This is a genomic window from Streptomyces sp. NPDC045431, from assembly GCF_040646655.1.
GTDB lineage: Bacteria > Actinomycetota > Actinomycetes > Streptomycetales > Streptomycetaceae > Streptomyces.
Genome location: NZ_JBEZAQ010000002.1, coordinates 328,748 through 343,084 on the forward strand (window position 1 = coordinate 328,748; position 14,337 = coordinate 343,084).

The window sequence follows — 14,337 nt, forward strand, 5'->3', positions numbered from 1 at the left end:
ACCGGGGCTCGACGGCCCAGGAGGCCCGGCTGGCCGAGCAGCACGGCGACGACGTCGACTTCCGGCTCCACGGCCCGCTGCCCCCGTACAGCTTCGTCCAGCGAGCGCGGTGAGTGCCGTCCATCAAGCCCAGCGACTCCTGTGTGAGTCGGGAAGGAGCCATACGGACATGGGCGTACTGGTTCAACTGCTCACCTTCCCCCTCGCCCCGCTACGAGGCGTCGGATGGGTGGTGCAGCGCGTCACCGAGGTGGCGGAAAGGGAGTACTACGACGAAGGCCCGGTCCTCCAGGCGCTCACGGAGCTGGAGCGTGAGCTGATGTCCGGCCGGATCGATCAGGAGACCTTCGACAGGCGTGAGGACGAGCTGCTGGACCGGCTCGACGAGATCCGCCGCTTCTGGGAAGGAAGCGGGCCATGAGGTGTCAGGAGGACCCCCTGCGATGACGAACATGATGACGGGCGCGGCCCTGATCGGCGGTTACGTGCTCGGACGGACCAAGAAGGCCAAGGTCGCGATCGCTCTGGCGTCCTGGGTCCTCAGGAAGAAGATCGACCCCAAGAAGGTGGCGTCTCTGGTCACGGATTCACCCGCCCTGGACGCCCTGGGTGAACAGATCCGCGAGGAATTGCTCACCGCCGGCAAGGAGGCCGCCGTCACGGCCGTGGCCACCCGGGCCGACCGGTTGGCGGATTCTCTCCACGAGCGCACGCTCAGCCTCCGCCAGGAGATACCCGGGGTCACCAAGGACGACGCGGATGACGATGCCGACGTCGACGTCGACGTCGACGTCGACGACCAGGAACCCGGGAGGGACGAGGGAGACACGGACGGCGCTGAGCACCTGAGGGGCGAAGAAGAGGGTGGTGACGGGGAAGAGCCGGAGCGCAGCCCCGGCCGACCGGCTGCCAAGCGGCGCGCGGAAGTCCGTTCGGACAAGGCGGCCAAGGCGGTGCTGCGTCCCCGCATGCGGGACACGGGCGGTGAGTCAGGCCGGCCCCGACGTCCGGGCGGGGAGCGGGGGCGGGATCGTGAGACGGGTGAGGAACGTGCCCGGAGGAGGTTTGGAGCATGACCGACAGCGGACGCACGCGCCTGGCCGGCGAGGCCGGCGACCGGCTCAAGGAAGAACTCCAGAGGTATCTGGAAGCTCGGGCGCAGAAGGCCGTCACCGGCATGGGAGAGCGTCTCGGTGAAGCCACCCGGAACCTGGGCGACCCCGGCAGTTCGCTCGGCAGCGCGTTCGGCGCGCTGTCCAAGGGCGGTGAGGCACTCGGCAAGGGCAAGTCGCCCCGCCGCGCCGTCGCCTCGATGGCGATGTCGCACATCACCAGCGGCGTGAAGGAAAAGGTGGCCGGCCTCTTCGGAAAGATCGGAAAGGGCGGCGGCAAGGGCGAAACCAAGGGCAAGAGCGTCCTGGTCGTCGAGGACATCGACGTGGGCGTACCCGTCCGTCAGGCGTACGACCAGTGGACACGGTTTCAGCAGTTCAGCCGCTTCGCCAAGGGTGTGGTCAACGTCGAACAATCCGACGAGACGACGAGCCAATGGCAGGTGAAGGTAGCCAAGTCCAATCGCAGCTGGAAGGCGAAGATCGGCGATCAGATCCCGGACCAACGCATCACCTGGACGTCGGAGGGCGCCAAGGGCACCACCAAGGGAGCGGTCACCTTCCACCCGCTGGGCGACAACCTGACCAAGGTGCTGCTGGTCATGGAGTACTTCCCCAAGGGGCTGTTCGAGAAGACCGGGAACATATGGCGCGCGCAGGGCCGACGGGCCCGCCTGGATCTGAAGCTGTTCCGCAAGTTCGTCACTCTCCAGGAGGAGCCCGCTGATGGCTGGCGCGGCGAGATCCGCGACGGCGAGGTGGTGAGCGACGCCGAGGAGGAGACGGGGAAGCCCCAGGACGGGCGCGAGAACGAGGATGAGGACGAGGACCTGGACGAAGCAGAACCGGCGGACGACACCGAGGACGCGTACCACGAAGACGAGGCCGAGGGCGAGGAGGAGTACGAAGAGGACGAGGACGACGACCGCAGTGAGGGCGGGCGCTCCGAGGCGCGCGAACCCTCCAAGGAAGACATAGAGGTCGAAGGTGAAAGGGCGTACGAAGACGAGGACGAAGAGCCGTACGAGGACGAACGTCACGGTCGCAGCCCCTCGGCCCGGCGCTGAACTGCCCCGAATCGAGGTCGAACCGCCGTGAGCGAACCCGTCTCCAGCAACCTCGGCTCCTTCCCGTCCCGGGCATCACCGTCCTACGGGCAGGGTTCGTCGGCCAACCTGGCCGACATCCTGGAACGTGTCCTGGACAAAGGCATCGTCATCGCAGGCGACATCCGCATCAACCTTCTCGACATCGAGCTGCTCACCATCAAGCTCCGGCTGCTGGTCGCATCGGTCGACAAGGCCAAGGAGATGGGAATCGACTGGTGGGAGCACGATCCGTCCCTGTCCTCCCGCGCCGTCGAACGCCCCGGACTCGCCGAGGAGAACCGGCGCCTGCGCGAGGAGATCGCCGCCCTGAGGGACGCCCGTGCTCTCCCGCCCAGGAGGCGCCTGGAGGAAGAGGCCCCGGAACCCCGGCGGCGCACAGCCGGCCGGGAAAACCTCGAAGGCCGGGAAGGCAGGGGAGGCAGAGACGTGTACCGGCCCTCCGGAGACGGGTGATGAGCGCGACGGTCGACTATCTGTACGCGATCGCCGCCGCGACGACGGAGCTGCGTGAGGCGGTGGCAGCCCTGCGGGGCGTCGGCGACGCGCCCGTCCGTGTCGTGACCGACCGGGACATGGCCGCGGTGGTCAGCGATGTGCCCTCCGCCGACTTCGAGGAGGCGCCCCTGACCGCCCACCTGGAGGACTTGGGCTGGCTGGAGACAGTCGCCCGCGCCCACCACGGTGTGATCGACGCCGTGGCGGCCAGGACCACCGTGCTTCCCCTGCGGCTCGCCACCATCTACCGCGACGATGACGGAGTCCGCACGCTGCTGGCGGCCGGCCGGGACGATTTCCTCCCCCGGCTCGCACGGCTCGCCGGTCACGTGGAATGGGGCGTCAAGGTCTTCTTCGCCCCACCGGTCGACCCCGTAACGGACCCGGGCACGGGCACCACGGCCGCACCGCCCGCGCCCGAGCTGAGTCCCGGCCGGGCCTACTTGCGCCACCGCCGCCAGGAGCGGCACACACGGGACACCGCGTACCAGGAGGCACTGGAGGCCGCTCAGCGCATCCATGTCGCCGCCCGCGGCCGGGCCGTCGAGCACACTCGTCATCGTGCGCAGCAGGGTGCGCTGGTTGAAGGGCCGTTCGAGAACATCGCCAACGACGCCTATCTCGTGCCCTCCGACCGGTCCGAGCCCTTCCTCGCGGCCGTCCGGCAGGCGGCCGAGGGCGAAGACACGGTCCAGCTCGAAATCACCGGCCCCTGGGCGCCCTACTCGTTCGCGGCAGCCGCTCCCGCGCCCGAGAACCAGGAGGGCGAGGAGGCGACCGCGGGATGACGGCACCCGGCGTATCCCCGTACACCAGCGGCGGCCAGGCTCCTCTGCCCGGCCGGCAGATCGCCCTGATCGACCTGTTGGACCGCCTGCTCACCAGCGGCGTCGTCGTCACCGGCGACATCACCCTGTCCATCGCCGACATCGACCTCGTACGGATCTCCCTGCGCACCCTGATCGTGTCCATCAGCGCGGAGAACCCCTCCCCCTTCGCGGAGCTCCCCCTGCCGGAGGTCCGAGGCGTCCCGGGTACCGGGCCGGTGCGGGATGTCCGCTGACCCTCGCGGCGGTGCCCCCCACGAGCCCGTCGACCGCCACCAGGAGCTCGCCGACGCGGCGGCGCGCGCCTTCCGGCTGCTCCCCGCAGCGCCGCGCGAGCTGCGCCGGTCCGGGCGCGGGCGCCCGTCCGCGCCCACGCACCGGATCAACACCGATCCCGACACGGTGGAGCGCGACCTGATGAAACTCGTCCTGACCCTGGTCGAGCTGTTGCGGCAGCTCATGGAGCGGCAGGCCCTGCACCGGGTGGACGCCGGTGACCTCACCGAGGACGAGGAGGAACGCCTCGGCACGACCCTCATGCTCCTGCACGACCGGATGACCGAGCTGTGTGCCCGCTACGGCCTGACCATGGCGGATCTGAATCTGGACCTCGGCCCGCTCGGCAGTCTGCTCCCGCCTCCAGAGGATCCGTTTTGACCGGATTGACCCGCGCTGCAGCGGGCAGAAGCGGACTGGAGGTGACAGACATGAGCACTGAGAAGAAGGCGAAGAACGCCGCCCAGACTGCCAAGGGGAAGGCGAAGGAGGCCGCGGGACGGGCTGTGGGGAACGAGAGCCTGGAGATGGAAGGCCGGGCGGAGCAGGCCAAGGGTGACGCGAAGCAGACGGTGGAGAAGGCGAAGGACACCTTCAAGCACTGACCCCTGCCCCACGTCCTCCGGTCCACGGCCGGCGGCTCCCGGACCGCGATGCGCGGTCAGGGAGCCGCCGGCCGCTTCTACGCGACCATGTCGGCGGTGATCGCCCAGCGCTCGTGGTCGCGCCACTCCCCGTCGACGAGGAGGAACGCGGGCGAGAAGCCCTCCAGCCGGAAGCCGGCACGGCGTACGAGCGCGAGGGAGGCGGCGTTCAGCGGCTGGATGTTGGCCTCCAGCCGGTGCAGGCCCAGCGGGCCGAAGGCGTACCGCAGGACCAGCCCGAGCGCCTCGCTCATCAGCCCGCGCCCGGCGGCGTGGGCGAAGGCCCCGTATCCCAGCGCGCCGCTGAGGAAGCCGCCGCGCACGATGTTGTTGATGTTGATGAACCCGGCGATGGCCCCGTCTGCCCCCCGCTCGCAGACCAGGAAGGACTCGCGGTCGTCCCCCTCGACGAGGGGCCGGGCGTAGCGGGCGTACGCGTCGGCGTCCACGGGCGGGAAAAGCCAGGGCTTGTGGAGGTCCCGGCTCTCCCTGGCCCGCGCGGTGAACTCGTCGGCGTCCTCGTACGTCAGGTGGCGCAGGCCCACACGCGGGCCCTCGGTCAGATACGGAGAGGCGGAAGAACGGGTGCCGTGCATCCGCTCAGGCTAGCCGGGCGATCAGCGGACCACCGCCCCCGGGACCAGGACGAGTGGATCATCCCTGGTCGCACGGGGGCGGTGGGAGCGGCCGTACGGGTGGGAAGCCTCAGTGGTGGGTGAGGACCACCTGGCGCTCGTCGTCCGCGTCGTCGGACTCCGCCGGGTCCGGGCGCTGGATGAGCAGGGCGGTGACGACTCCGATGGCGAGCAGCGCGAGCGCCGTGTACATCGCGTGCTGGTAACCGGCCTCGGTGACGCCGCCCGCGTCGCTGCCCGCCGTGATCATGGCGGAGGCGAGGGCGATGCCGAGCGAGGCCCCGATGCCGAAGCACGCGCCGTTGAGACCGGAGAGCGAGCCGGGCTTGTCCTTGGGGGCGGTGGTGACGGCGAGACCGTTGAGGCCGGTGAGCATGAAGCCGCCGTACGTGACGCCGAGCGCGGCGAGGGCGGCCACCAGGATCCACTCGTTGTGCAGGAACAGCGTGGCGAAGACGAAAATCGCGAAGTTGGCGATCGCGCCGGCGACCACGACCGTGCGCCAGCCGATCTTCGGGCCGAGGCGGCCGGTCAGCGGGGCGGACACCACGCCGATCAGCTGGATGGGGGTGAGGAAGAGGACGGCGGCGGTGACGGCGGAGAGACCGAGGCCGACCCGGGCGTCCTGGGAGAAGAGCGGGATCGTGAGCGCGATCGCGCCGAAGGCTCCGCCGAGGGTGCAGATCGTGGTCAGCAGCAGCGGCCAGGCGCGGCGCGAGGCGAGGACGTCGAGGTCGATCACCGGGTTGGCGGCGCTCTTCTGCGAGACGACGAAGAAGACGAGGGAGGCGACGCCGCCGAGCAGGAAGCCGAGGGTGAGGGCGGAGGTCCAGCCCCAGGCGGCGCCCTGGGCGAGGCCGACGAGGACGCCGGTCAGGCCGAGGGCGAGGGCGGCGATGCCGCGCGAGTCGAAGCGGGCGTCGGCGTCGGCGGTGGGCGGGACGTCGGGGACGTACCGGCGTACGCCGAGGAGACCGGCGACGGCGATCAGCGTGGAGCAGACGAAGATGCCGCGGAAGCCGATGGTGTCGGCGATCTGGCCACCCGCGATGGCGTCGACACCGGCGAGGCCGCCGTTGACGGCGGTGATGATGCCGGCGGCCTTGCCGAAGCCGGCCGGGGTGAGCAGCTGGTTCAGGGTGAGGAAGGCGAGGGTGAACATCGCGGCGGAGACGCCCTGGAGGACGCGGCCCGCGATGAAGATCTCGATGTTCGGCGCGAAGACGCAGAGCAGGTTGCCGACGATCAGGACGACCGCGCAGAGCAGCATCATCGGCTTGCGGCCGCGCTGGTCGCTCAGGCGGGCGAGGGTGACCTGGCCGATGGCCGCCATGAGGAAGAACAGCGTCTGGGAGAGGCCGGCGGCCGCGGTGGTGGTGCCGAGGCGCTCGATGACATCGGGCAGGGCGGGGCTCAGCATGGTGGCGTTGATCTGGTAGCCGAGGACGGCGAGGACCATCGCCAGCAGCATGGGGCCGCGCCCCGCCAGGTCGGATGTGGCCGCTTCGGCTCCGGAACGCGTCCGGCCGAACGAGATGGACATGTCGGCCCCTTTGCCTTGGATGTCATGTCATGTCGGGAGATCGAACAAGCGATGCCCATGCTTGTCAGACAAGCATTGCTGACACAGCCTGAGATCTACGCGCGTCGACGTCAAGACCTCCGAGCAAACTTTTGCTGTTTTCCCAGCTCACATGAGAGCGGCCGGGAGGGTATGGCATTGCCCGCCCGGGTCGGCTCGGCATAACTTGCAGACAAGTGAGCCGAGGAGGGGCAGTGGTGGTCAGCGCAGAGCAGCGGAGACCGGTCGTGGTGCTGTACGAGCGGATCGTGGACGCGATCCACGCCGGCACCTATCCGCCCGGCTCCACCCTCCCCTCCGAGCCGAAGCTCGCCGCCGAGCTGGGCGTCAGCCGCCCGGCCCTGCGCGAGGCCCTGCTGCTGCTCCAGGAGGACGGCCTGCTCTCGGTGCGCCGCGGGGTGGGGCGCACCGTCAACGACAGCCCGCCGCGGCGCGGCTTCGAGCACATCCAGCCCCTGGAGGAACTGATCGGCGCGGGCGCGCCCGTACGCGTACGGGGCCTGCTGCGCACGGTCGAGGAGCCGACGGACTTCACCACCCAGCACCTGCTGGCGCCCGCCCGGGCGGAGCTGCGGTTCTGGGAGTCACTGCTGGCGGCGGACGGTACGGCGGCGGCGCTGAGCCAGGAGTGGGCGGCGGCCGAGGACGTCCTGGAGCGCGTGCACCCGGCCTTCGCCCGGGCCCTGGAAACCCAGCCCGACCCGGTCGGTACGTCGATGCTGGCGGTGCTGACCGGTGCCTCGCGCGGCGTGCCGCTGACGGCCCACAGCACCGTGACGGCGACGCTCGTCGGCCAGCGGCGGGGCGAGCAGCTGGCCCGCTCGGCCGACACCCCGGCGGTGCTGGTCACCCAGGTGGTGCGGGTGAACGACACCCCGGTCATGGCGGCCAAGCACATGCTCCCGACGGGCGCGGCGGCGCTGCCGGTCCTCCAGTCGTCCTGAGAGCACCCGGGCGCCCCCGCCCGGCGCCGGCACCGCCGTCACCCGCGTCACGGCGCCGACCCGCCCTCGTGGCGTACACTCCCGCCCCATGCACTTGTCTGACAACCTCCCCGCCGCCGCCCCCGCTCCCGCCGACTGGATCGTGCGCGCCCCCAAGGCCGTCCTCCACGACCACCTGGACGGCGGCCTGCGCCCCGCGACGATCATCGAGCTGGCCCGCGACTGCGGCTACACCGGCCTGCCGACCCAGGACCCGGCCGAGCTGGCCGTGTGGTTCCGGGACGCCGCCGACTCCGGGTCACTGGAGCGCTATCTGGAGACCTTCGCCCACACCTGTGCGGTGATGCAGACCCGCGAGGCGCTGTTCCGCGTCGCGGCCGAGTGCGCCGAGGACCTGGCGGCGGACGGCGTCGTCTACGCCGAGGTGCGGTACGCCCCCGAGCAGCACCTCGCCGCCGGCCTCACCCTCGACGAGGTCGTGGAGGCGGTGAACGACGGCTTCCGCGAGGGCGAGCGCCGCGCCGGCGGCCGCATCACCGTCGGCACGCTGCTGACCGGCATGCGCCACACGGACCGCTCGCTGGAGATAGCCGAGCTGACCGTCGCGCACCGCGAGCGCGGCGTGGCGGGCTTCGACATCGCGGGCGGCGAGATCGGCAACCCGCCGGCCCGCCACCTGCCCGCCTTCCAGCACCTCAAGCGGCACAACTGCCACTTCACCATCCACGCGGGCGAGGCCGTCGGCGCCGAGTCCATCCACGAGGCGGTGCAGGTCTGCGGCGCCGAGCGGATCGGCCACGGCGTCCGGATCACCGACGACATCGCCGAGGACGGCACGCTGGGCCACCTGGCCGCGTACGTCCGCGACAACCGCATCGCCCTGGAGGTCTGCCCGACCTCCAACCTCCAGACGGGCGCCGCGAAGGACTACGCCACGCACCCCATCGACCAGCTGCGCCGCCTCGGCTTCCGCATCACGCTGAACACCGACAACCGCCTGGTCTCCGGCACCACCATGAGCCGGGAGTTCCAGCACATGGCGGACGCCTTCGGCTACGGCCCGGAGGTCTTCGAGGAGTTCACGGTCGCCGCCGTCGAAGCCGCCTTCCTGCCGCTGCCGGAGCGCCGGCGCCTCATCGACGAGGTGATCCGCCCGGGTTACGCCGCCCTCGCGGCCGGCCGCTGACCCCCGGGTCACCGGCGCGCGCGCTCAGACGTCGTAGCCCTGCGCGGCGAGCCACCGGTGCACGGCCGCCTTGTCGGCGACGCTGACGTGGGGCGGGCCGTGCCGGGACGGGCCCTCGTCCCGGTTGAAGGCCGTCTCGGTGACGCGCGCGGTGACCCAGTCGGCCAGTTCGCGGGCGGCGGCGGGCGACAGCCGCCCCTGCTCCCAGCCGCGCCGCGCGTCCTCGGCGGCGCGCGGCTCGAACCGCGCGGCCTCCTCCAGCCATACGGGTACCAGTCGCTCGGCGACCTCTTCGTCGGTTTGGCTCATGGTGACAGGGTGACCGCCCGGCCCGCCGGTCATACCCGGGTGCGCCCGAACGGAGTCCCCGAGGCCGCCCCGCGAGGCCTCACCGCAGCGCCGGCACCTCGCACGTCAGCGTGCCCGCCTCCGCGTCCAGGACGGCGGGCACGCCCAGCGGCACCGTCAGGTTCGTCGGGCCGTGTCCGAAGCCCAGCTCCTCGACGACCGGCACGCCGAGCCCGGCCAGCCGGTCGCGCAGGGTCGCGCGGACCGCTTCGTACGGGCCGCAGGCCTGCCAGGAGCCGAGGGCGACGCCCGCGACTCCGTCGAGCCATCCGGCGCGCAGCAGCTGGGTGAGCGCGCGGTCCAGCCGGTACGGCTCCTCGCCGGTGTCCTCCAGGAGCAGCAGGCCGCCCCGCGCGGACGGCCGGGCCCCGGGCGTGCCGAGCTCGGCGGTGAGGAGGGTGAGGCAGCCGCCCAGCGTCACGCCCCGCGCCCGGCCCGGTACCAGCGGGCGGGCGGTGTCCAGCCCCAGGGTGCGTACGGAGTCGGGGTCGAAGAGCGTGGCGCGCAGCGACTCCTGGGTGCGGGCGTCCTCGAGGAAGGTGACGGCGGCGGCCATGGGGCCGTGCAGCGTGGCGAGGCCCCGTGCGGCGAACGCCTCGTGGAGCGCGGTCACATCGCTGTAGCCGACGAACACCTTGGGCCCGCCCGCGCGCATCGCCGCCCAGTCGACCAGGTCCACCATGCGCTGGGCGCCGTAACCGCCGCGCGCGCAGATCACCGCCGCGACGGACGGGTCGCACCAGGCCCGCGTCAGGTCGCGGGCGCGTGCGGCGTCGTCCCCCGCCAGGTAGCCCAGGTGCCGGTCGAGGACATGAGGCGCCGCCACCGGATCGAGGCCCCAGCCGCGCAGGATGTCCAGCCCCGCCCGGAGCCGCTCCTCGGCCACCGGACCGCTGGGCGCGACGATCGCGACGCGGTCCCCGGGCCGCAGGCGGCGCGGCCGCTCCAACGCCCTTACCCGGTCCGTCACTTCCGCAGCTCCAGCAGCGGCACGTCGAAGCGGGTGACGCCGAAGACCTGGACGTACAGGGCGAGTTCCGACTCCAGCGCCCGCGTCATCGTGTCGGCCCGCCGGAAACCGTGCCCCTCCCCCTCGAAGGCGAGGTACGTGTGCGGTACGCCGCGACCCGCCATCCGGGCCAGGAAACGTTCCGTCTGGGCAGGCGGGCAGACGACGTCGTCGAGCCCCTGGAGCAGCAGGAACGGCGCGGTGATCCGTTCGGCCAGCTCGATCGGCGCACGCTCGCGGTAGCGGCCGGGGACCTCGCCGGGCGGGCCGATCAGGGACTCCAGGTAGCGGGACTCGAAGTCGTGGGTCTCCTCGGCCCAGCCCTCCAGGTCCAGGACGGGGTAGAGGAGCGTGCCGCAGGCGTAGACGCGGGTGACGGCGAGCGAGACGGCGGCGGTCCAGCCGCCCGCGCTGCCGCCGCGGATCGCGAGGCGGGCCGGGTCGGCGGTGCCTTCGGCGGCGAGCGCCTCGGCGACGGCGGCGCAGTCCTCGACGTCCACGACGCCCCACTGCTCGCGCAGCCGCTCCCGGTAGGCGCGCCCGTAGCCGGTGGAGCCGCCGTAGTTGACCTCGGCGACGCCGATGCCGCGCGAGGTGAAGTAGGCGATCTCCAGGTCGAGGACGAGCGGCGCGTGGCCGGTGGGGCCGCCGTGCGCCCACACCACGAACGGCGGCAGCTCGTCGTCGGGGGCGCTGCGGTCGGGGTTGTGCGGCGGGTAGATGTGGGCGTGGATCTCGCGGTTGTCGGGACCGGTGAAGGTGCGGATCTGCGGTTCGGGGTAGTACGCGGGGTCGACGGGGTCGTCGTGCGCGGAACCGATGACCCGTGCCCTGCCCGTGCCGGTGTCGAGTTCGACGACCTCGTACGCGCTGCGGGGGCTGGCCGCGACGCCGACGACGCGGCTGCCGTGGGCGGCGAGGGTGGGCGCCCACTCGGTCCAGGGCCCGGCGGCGTCGACGAGTTCGCCGGTCTCGGGGTCGAGTATGCCGAGGGCGGTGGCGCCCCGGCCGTGGATGACGGCGACGAGGCCGTTGTCGAGCGGGTGGAACCACCGCATGCCCACCTTCCACAGCGGCCCGCCGAACTCCTCGGCGCGGCCGGTGCACAGCGCGGCCGGCGTGGACGAGCCGGGCCGCAGGCGGTACGGCTCCCACCAGCCGCGCCGGTCGGAGACGTACAGCAGCGACCCGTCGGCCGCCCAGTCGGCCTGGCAGACCGCCTCGCCGTCACCGCCCCCGGCCTGCCGTACGCCCGTGAAGGGGCCGTCCTCCTGCACCTCCCCGGTCATCAGGCGCGTGCCGTCCCAGGGCATGTCCGGGTGGTCCCAGGCGATCCACGCGGCGCGGCGCCCGTCCGGTGAGAGGCGGGGCCCGGTGACGAACCGGTGCGTGCCGTCGGTCAGTTCGCGTACGGCCGCCCGGTCGTCGGCGGCCGAGCCGTCGAGCGGTACGGCGGCGATGACCCGCCGCACGTCCCCCGGTCCCTCGCCGGTGAACTCCTCCAGGACGCACCACACCTCGCCGCGCTCGGGGCGGACGACGGGGTCGGCCCAGCGCAGCCCGCCGCCGACCGGGGAGAGCGGGGTGAGGGGGCGCGGCGGGGTGTCGCCGTCGGGCTCGTACGCGTACAGCCGCTGGTCCGGGAAGTGGCTGAAGACGACCAGCGGTCCGGTCGCGCGCACCGTCCCGGCCCAGGGGCTGCCGCCGTACTCGATGACCCGGCTGCGGACGTTCCACGGGGCGGGCAGCACCGGCTCCTCGGTGCCGTCGGCGCGCCGGCGCACCAGGGTGCGCCGGCCGTCCTCGGTGGGCCGGGGCTCGGTCCACCACATCTCGTCGCCGACCACGCCGACGTACTCGGGACGGCCGTCGTGTGCGGCGGCGAGCGAGGCGCCGATGGGTGACGGCCAGGTTCCGTAAGCCCCCGTGGGTACCATCCGGGTGCTCCCCCTCACATGTTCTTGTCGCGCGGTCTGACGCGTTTACGCGGTCTGCAGGTAGCGGTCGAGGACGCGGATGCCGAAGTGGAGCGCCTCGATGGGGACGCGCTCGTCGACGCCGTGGAAGAGCGCCTGGTAGTCGAAGCCGATGGGCAGCCTCAGCGGGGAGAAGCCGTAGCCGGTGATGCCGAGGCGGGCGAAGTGCTTGGCGTCGGTGCCGCCGGACATGCAGAACGGCACGACGTGCGCGTCCGGGTCGAAGTGCAGCAGCGCGGCGCGCATCTTCTCGTACGTCGGCGAGTCGACGGGCGCCTGGAGGGCGATCTCCCGGTGCTGGAACTCCCACGTGACGTCCGGGCCGGTGAGCCGGTCCATGGTCGCGGCGAACTCGTCCTCGCCGCCGGGGACGAACCGCCCGTCGACATGGGCGGTGGCGGTCCCCGGGATGACGTTCACCTTGTAACCGGCGTGCAGCATGGTCGGGTTGGCGCTGTTGCGTACGGTCGGCTCGACGAGGGCGGCGGCCCGGCCGAGCTTCGCCAGCAGCGTGTCGGCGTCGAAGTCGGGCGCGTCGACGTCGGCTTCGATGCCGTACAGCGCGGCGATCTCGGTGAGCGCGGCGCGCACGGTGGGGGTGAGCCGGACGGGCCACTGGTGCTCGCCGATGCGGGCGACGGCCGCCGCGATGCGGCTGACGGCGTTCTCCCGGTTGACCTTGGAGCCGTGGCCGGCCCGGCCCTCGGCGGTGAGCTTGACCCAGCCGGTGCCCCGCTCCCCCGCCCCGATGGGGTAGAGCGCGAGGTCGGGCCCGGCGTGGAAGGTGTAGGCGCCGGACTCGCCGATGCCCTCGGTGCAGCCCTCGAAGAGATGCGCCTGGTGGCGGGCGAGGTAGCCGGCGCCGTCGATGGCGCTGGCCTCCTCGTCGGCGGTGAACGCGATGACGATGTCGCGCCGGGGCCGGATGCCGTGGCGCGCCCATTCGCGGACGACCGCCAGGATCATCGCGTCCATGTTCTTCATGTCGACGGCGCCCCGGCCCCACACCAGCCCGTCGCGGACCTCGCCGGAGAAGGGGTGCACGTCCCAGTCGTCGGCGTCGGCGGGGACGACGTCGAGGTGGCCGTGGACGAGGAGGGCGTCGGCGGACGGGTCGGTGCCCTCGATCCGCGCCACCACGTTGGTGCGGCCGGGCGTGCGCTCCAGCAGGGCCGGTTCCAGGCCGGCCTCGGCGAGCTTCTCGGCGACGTACTCGGCGGCGGGCCGCTCCCGGCAGTCGCCGCTGCCGCGGTTGGTGGTGTCGATCCGGATGAGCTCGGAGGTGAAGGTCACGACCTCGTCGAGCGCCTCCGAATCGGTGTCGAAGGGCCCGTTCTCCGGGGTGCCCAGGGACGTCACGTCAGCCATACTGCTCCTCCACCGCGGCCGAGACGATCGTGGTGACCGCCTTGAAGGCGCGGATGCCCTCGTACATCGTCTCGCTGGTGTACGCCACCCGCCGCTCGCCGCTCACCGCCACGCCGGGTACGACGGTGGCGGCCGCCGCGAGGTGCTCGGCGTCGAACTCCAGCTCCACGGTGAACGGCCCGCCGCGCACCGGTTCGTACCGTACGGCGAGAGCGGTCGCCTCCTTGGCCGCGGCGCGGATGTCGGCGGCCGTACGGGTGGGGGTGCGGCACACCGCGGCGTACCGCGACACGTGGTCCTTGACGGCGACCTTGCGGGCCTCGGGCGCGTAGCCGAGTGCGTCGTCGCAGGTCAGGTCGTCGCCGGTGACGAGGATGACGGGTACGCCGTACTCGGCGACGACCTGCGCGTTGAGCAGGCCCTCGCTCGCGCGCACGCCGTTGAGCCAGACGCCGGTGATGGAGTTGGCGAGGTAGGTGTGGGCGAGGACGCCCTCGGTGCCGGCGCCCGTGTGGTAGCCGACGAAGGCGACGCCGTCGACGTCGCCGTGCTGGACGCCCTCCACCATGGACAGCGACTTGTGGCGGCCGGTGAGCATCTCGGCGCGCTCGTCGAGCCGTTCCAGCAGCAGGTTGCGCATGGTCCAGTGGGCTTCGTTGATCAGGACGCGCTCGGCGCCGCCGTCGAAGAAGCCGAGGACCGCCGCGTTCACGTCGGAGGTGAACAGGGCGCGGCAGCGCTCCCACTGGGGGGTGCCCGGCAGCACGTCGGCCGGCCAGGTGACGCCGGTGGCGCCCTCCATGTCGGCGCTGATGAGGATCTTCAA

General features: G+C 72.3%; 17 protein-coding genes. 10 read left to right on the plus strand and 7 right to left on the minus strand.

Going from position 1 to position 14,337, the window contains the following annotated elements; translation table 11 throughout:
* Positions 1 to 169: 169 nt before the first annotated feature.
* The 8 genes from AB0A69_RS05920 to AB0A69_RS05955 are packed head-to-tail and all read left to right on the plus strand — an operon-like array spanning position 170 to position 4,424.
* Complete coding sequence (locus AB0A69_RS05920) at positions 170 to 421, plus strand: gas vesicle protein GvpG (RefSeq protein ID WP_361415779.1); 252 nt, start codon at positions 170 to 172, stop codon at positions 419 to 421.
* A gap of 31 nt (positions 422 to 452) precedes the next feature.
* The gene (locus tag AB0A69_RS05925; protein ID WP_361415781.1) at positions 453 to 1,076 is read left to right on the plus strand and encodes a hypothetical protein; all 624 of its coding nucleotides are present in this window, start codon (positions 453 to 455) and stop codon (positions 1,074 to 1,076) included.
* Positions 1,073 to 2,179, plus strand: a complete 1,107-nt coding sequence (locus tag AB0A69_RS05930; protein ID WP_361415783.1) for an SRPBCC family protein — start codon at positions 1,073 to 1,075, stop codon at positions 2,177 to 2,179. The genes AB0A69_RS05925 and AB0A69_RS05930 overlap by 4 nt, the downstream gene beginning before the upstream one ends.
* Before the next feature lie 27 nt (positions 2,180 to 2,206).
* Complete coding sequence (locus tag AB0A69_RS05935; RefSeq protein WP_361415785.1) at positions 2,207 to 2,674, plus strand: gas vesicle protein; 468 nt, start codon at positions 2,207 to 2,209, stop codon at positions 2,672 to 2,674.
* A complete protein-coding gene (locus AB0A69_RS05940) occupies positions 2,674 to 3,504 on the plus strand; it encodes a GvpL/GvpF family gas vesicle protein (protein WP_361415787.1) in 831 nt (276 codons plus the stop codon). The genes AB0A69_RS05935 and AB0A69_RS05940 overlap by 1 nt, the downstream gene beginning before the upstream one ends.
* The gene (locus AB0A69_RS05945; RefSeq protein WP_361415789.1) at positions 3,501 to 3,779 is read left to right on the plus strand and encodes a gas vesicle protein; all 279 of its coding nucleotides are present in this window, start codon (positions 3,501 to 3,503) and stop codon (positions 3,777 to 3,779) included. Before AB0A69_RS05940 ends, AB0A69_RS05945 begins: the two co-directional genes overlap by 4 nt.
* The gene (locus tag AB0A69_RS05950) at positions 3,769 to 4,200 is read left to right on the plus strand and encodes a gas vesicle protein K (protein ID WP_361415791.1); all 432 of its coding nucleotides are present in this window, start codon (positions 3,769 to 3,771) and stop codon (positions 4,198 to 4,200) included. Before AB0A69_RS05945 ends, AB0A69_RS05950 begins: the two co-directional genes overlap by 11 nt.
* Before the next feature lie 50 nt (positions 4,201 to 4,250).
* Complete coding sequence (locus tag AB0A69_RS05955; RefSeq protein WP_361415793.1) at positions 4,251 to 4,424, plus strand: CsbD family protein; 174 nt, start codon at positions 4,251 to 4,253, stop codon at positions 4,422 to 4,424.
* 77 nt (positions 4,425 to 4,501) lie between these two features.
* Here the strand turns inward: AB0A69_RS05955 and AB0A69_RS05960 are convergent, their stop codons facing one another.
* Complete coding sequence (locus AB0A69_RS05960) at positions 4,502 to 5,059, minus strand: GNAT family protein (RefSeq protein ID WP_361415795.1); 558 nt, start codon at positions 5,057 to 5,059, stop codon at positions 4,502 to 4,504.
* 109 nt (positions 5,060 to 5,168) lie between these two features.
* The gene (locus tag AB0A69_RS05965; RefSeq protein ID WP_361415798.1) at positions 5,169 to 6,641 is read right to left on the minus strand and encodes an MFS transporter; all 1,473 of its coding nucleotides are present in this window, start codon (positions 6,639 to 6,641) and stop codon (positions 5,169 to 5,171) included.
* A 233-nt stretch (positions 6,642 to 6,874) separates the two neighbouring features.
* Here AB0A69_RS05965 and AB0A69_RS05970 point away from each other — a divergent pair, with 233 nt between their 5' ends.
* Entirely contained in the window at positions 6,875 to 7,624 is a 750-nt protein-coding gene (locus tag AB0A69_RS05970; RefSeq protein WP_361415800.1) for a GntR family transcriptional regulator, read from the plus strand.
* Between the two features lie 88 nt (positions 7,625 to 7,712).
* Complete coding sequence (locus AB0A69_RS05975) at positions 7,713 to 8,810, plus strand: adenosine deaminase (RefSeq protein WP_361415802.1); 1,098 nt, start codon at positions 7,713 to 7,715, stop codon at positions 8,808 to 8,810.
* Between the two features lie 24 nt (positions 8,811 to 8,834).
* Here the strand turns inward: AB0A69_RS05975 and AB0A69_RS05980 are convergent, their stop codons facing one another.
* The 5 genes from AB0A69_RS05980 to AB0A69_RS06000 form a co-directional block, all read right to left on the minus strand.
* Positions 8,835 to 9,119 (minus strand): hypothetical protein, encoded by a 285-nt coding sequence (locus tag AB0A69_RS05980; RefSeq protein WP_361415804.1) that lies wholly within the window; start codon positions 9,117 to 9,119, stop codon positions 8,835 to 8,837.
* Between the two features lie 79 nt (positions 9,120 to 9,198).
* Positions 9,199 to 10,128 carry an LD-carboxypeptidase gene (locus AB0A69_RS05985; protein WP_361415806.1) on the minus strand — a complete coding sequence of 310 codons (930 nt, stop codon included), beginning with the start codon at positions 10,126 to 10,128 and terminating at the stop codon, positions 9,199 to 9,201.
* On the minus strand, positions 10,125 to 12,104 hold the full coding sequence (locus AB0A69_RS05990) for a prolyl oligopeptidase family serine peptidase (RefSeq protein ID WP_361415808.1): 1,980 nt from the start codon (positions 12,102 to 12,104) through the stop codon (positions 10,125 to 10,127). Before AB0A69_RS05990 ends, AB0A69_RS05985 begins: the two co-directional genes overlap by 4 nt.
* 45 nt (positions 12,105 to 12,149) lie before the next feature.
* The gene (locus AB0A69_RS05995; RefSeq protein WP_361415810.1) at positions 12,150 to 13,511 is read right to left on the minus strand and encodes a M20/M25/M40 family metallo-hydrolase; all 1,362 of its coding nucleotides are present in this window, start codon (positions 13,509 to 13,511) and stop codon (positions 12,150 to 12,152) included.
* Positions 13,504 to 14,337, minus strand: a complete 834-nt coding sequence (locus AB0A69_RS06000) for a M55 family metallopeptidase (protein WP_361416814.1) — start codon at positions 14,335 to 14,337, stop codon at positions 13,504 to 13,506. Before AB0A69_RS06000 ends, AB0A69_RS05995 begins: the two co-directional genes overlap by 8 nt.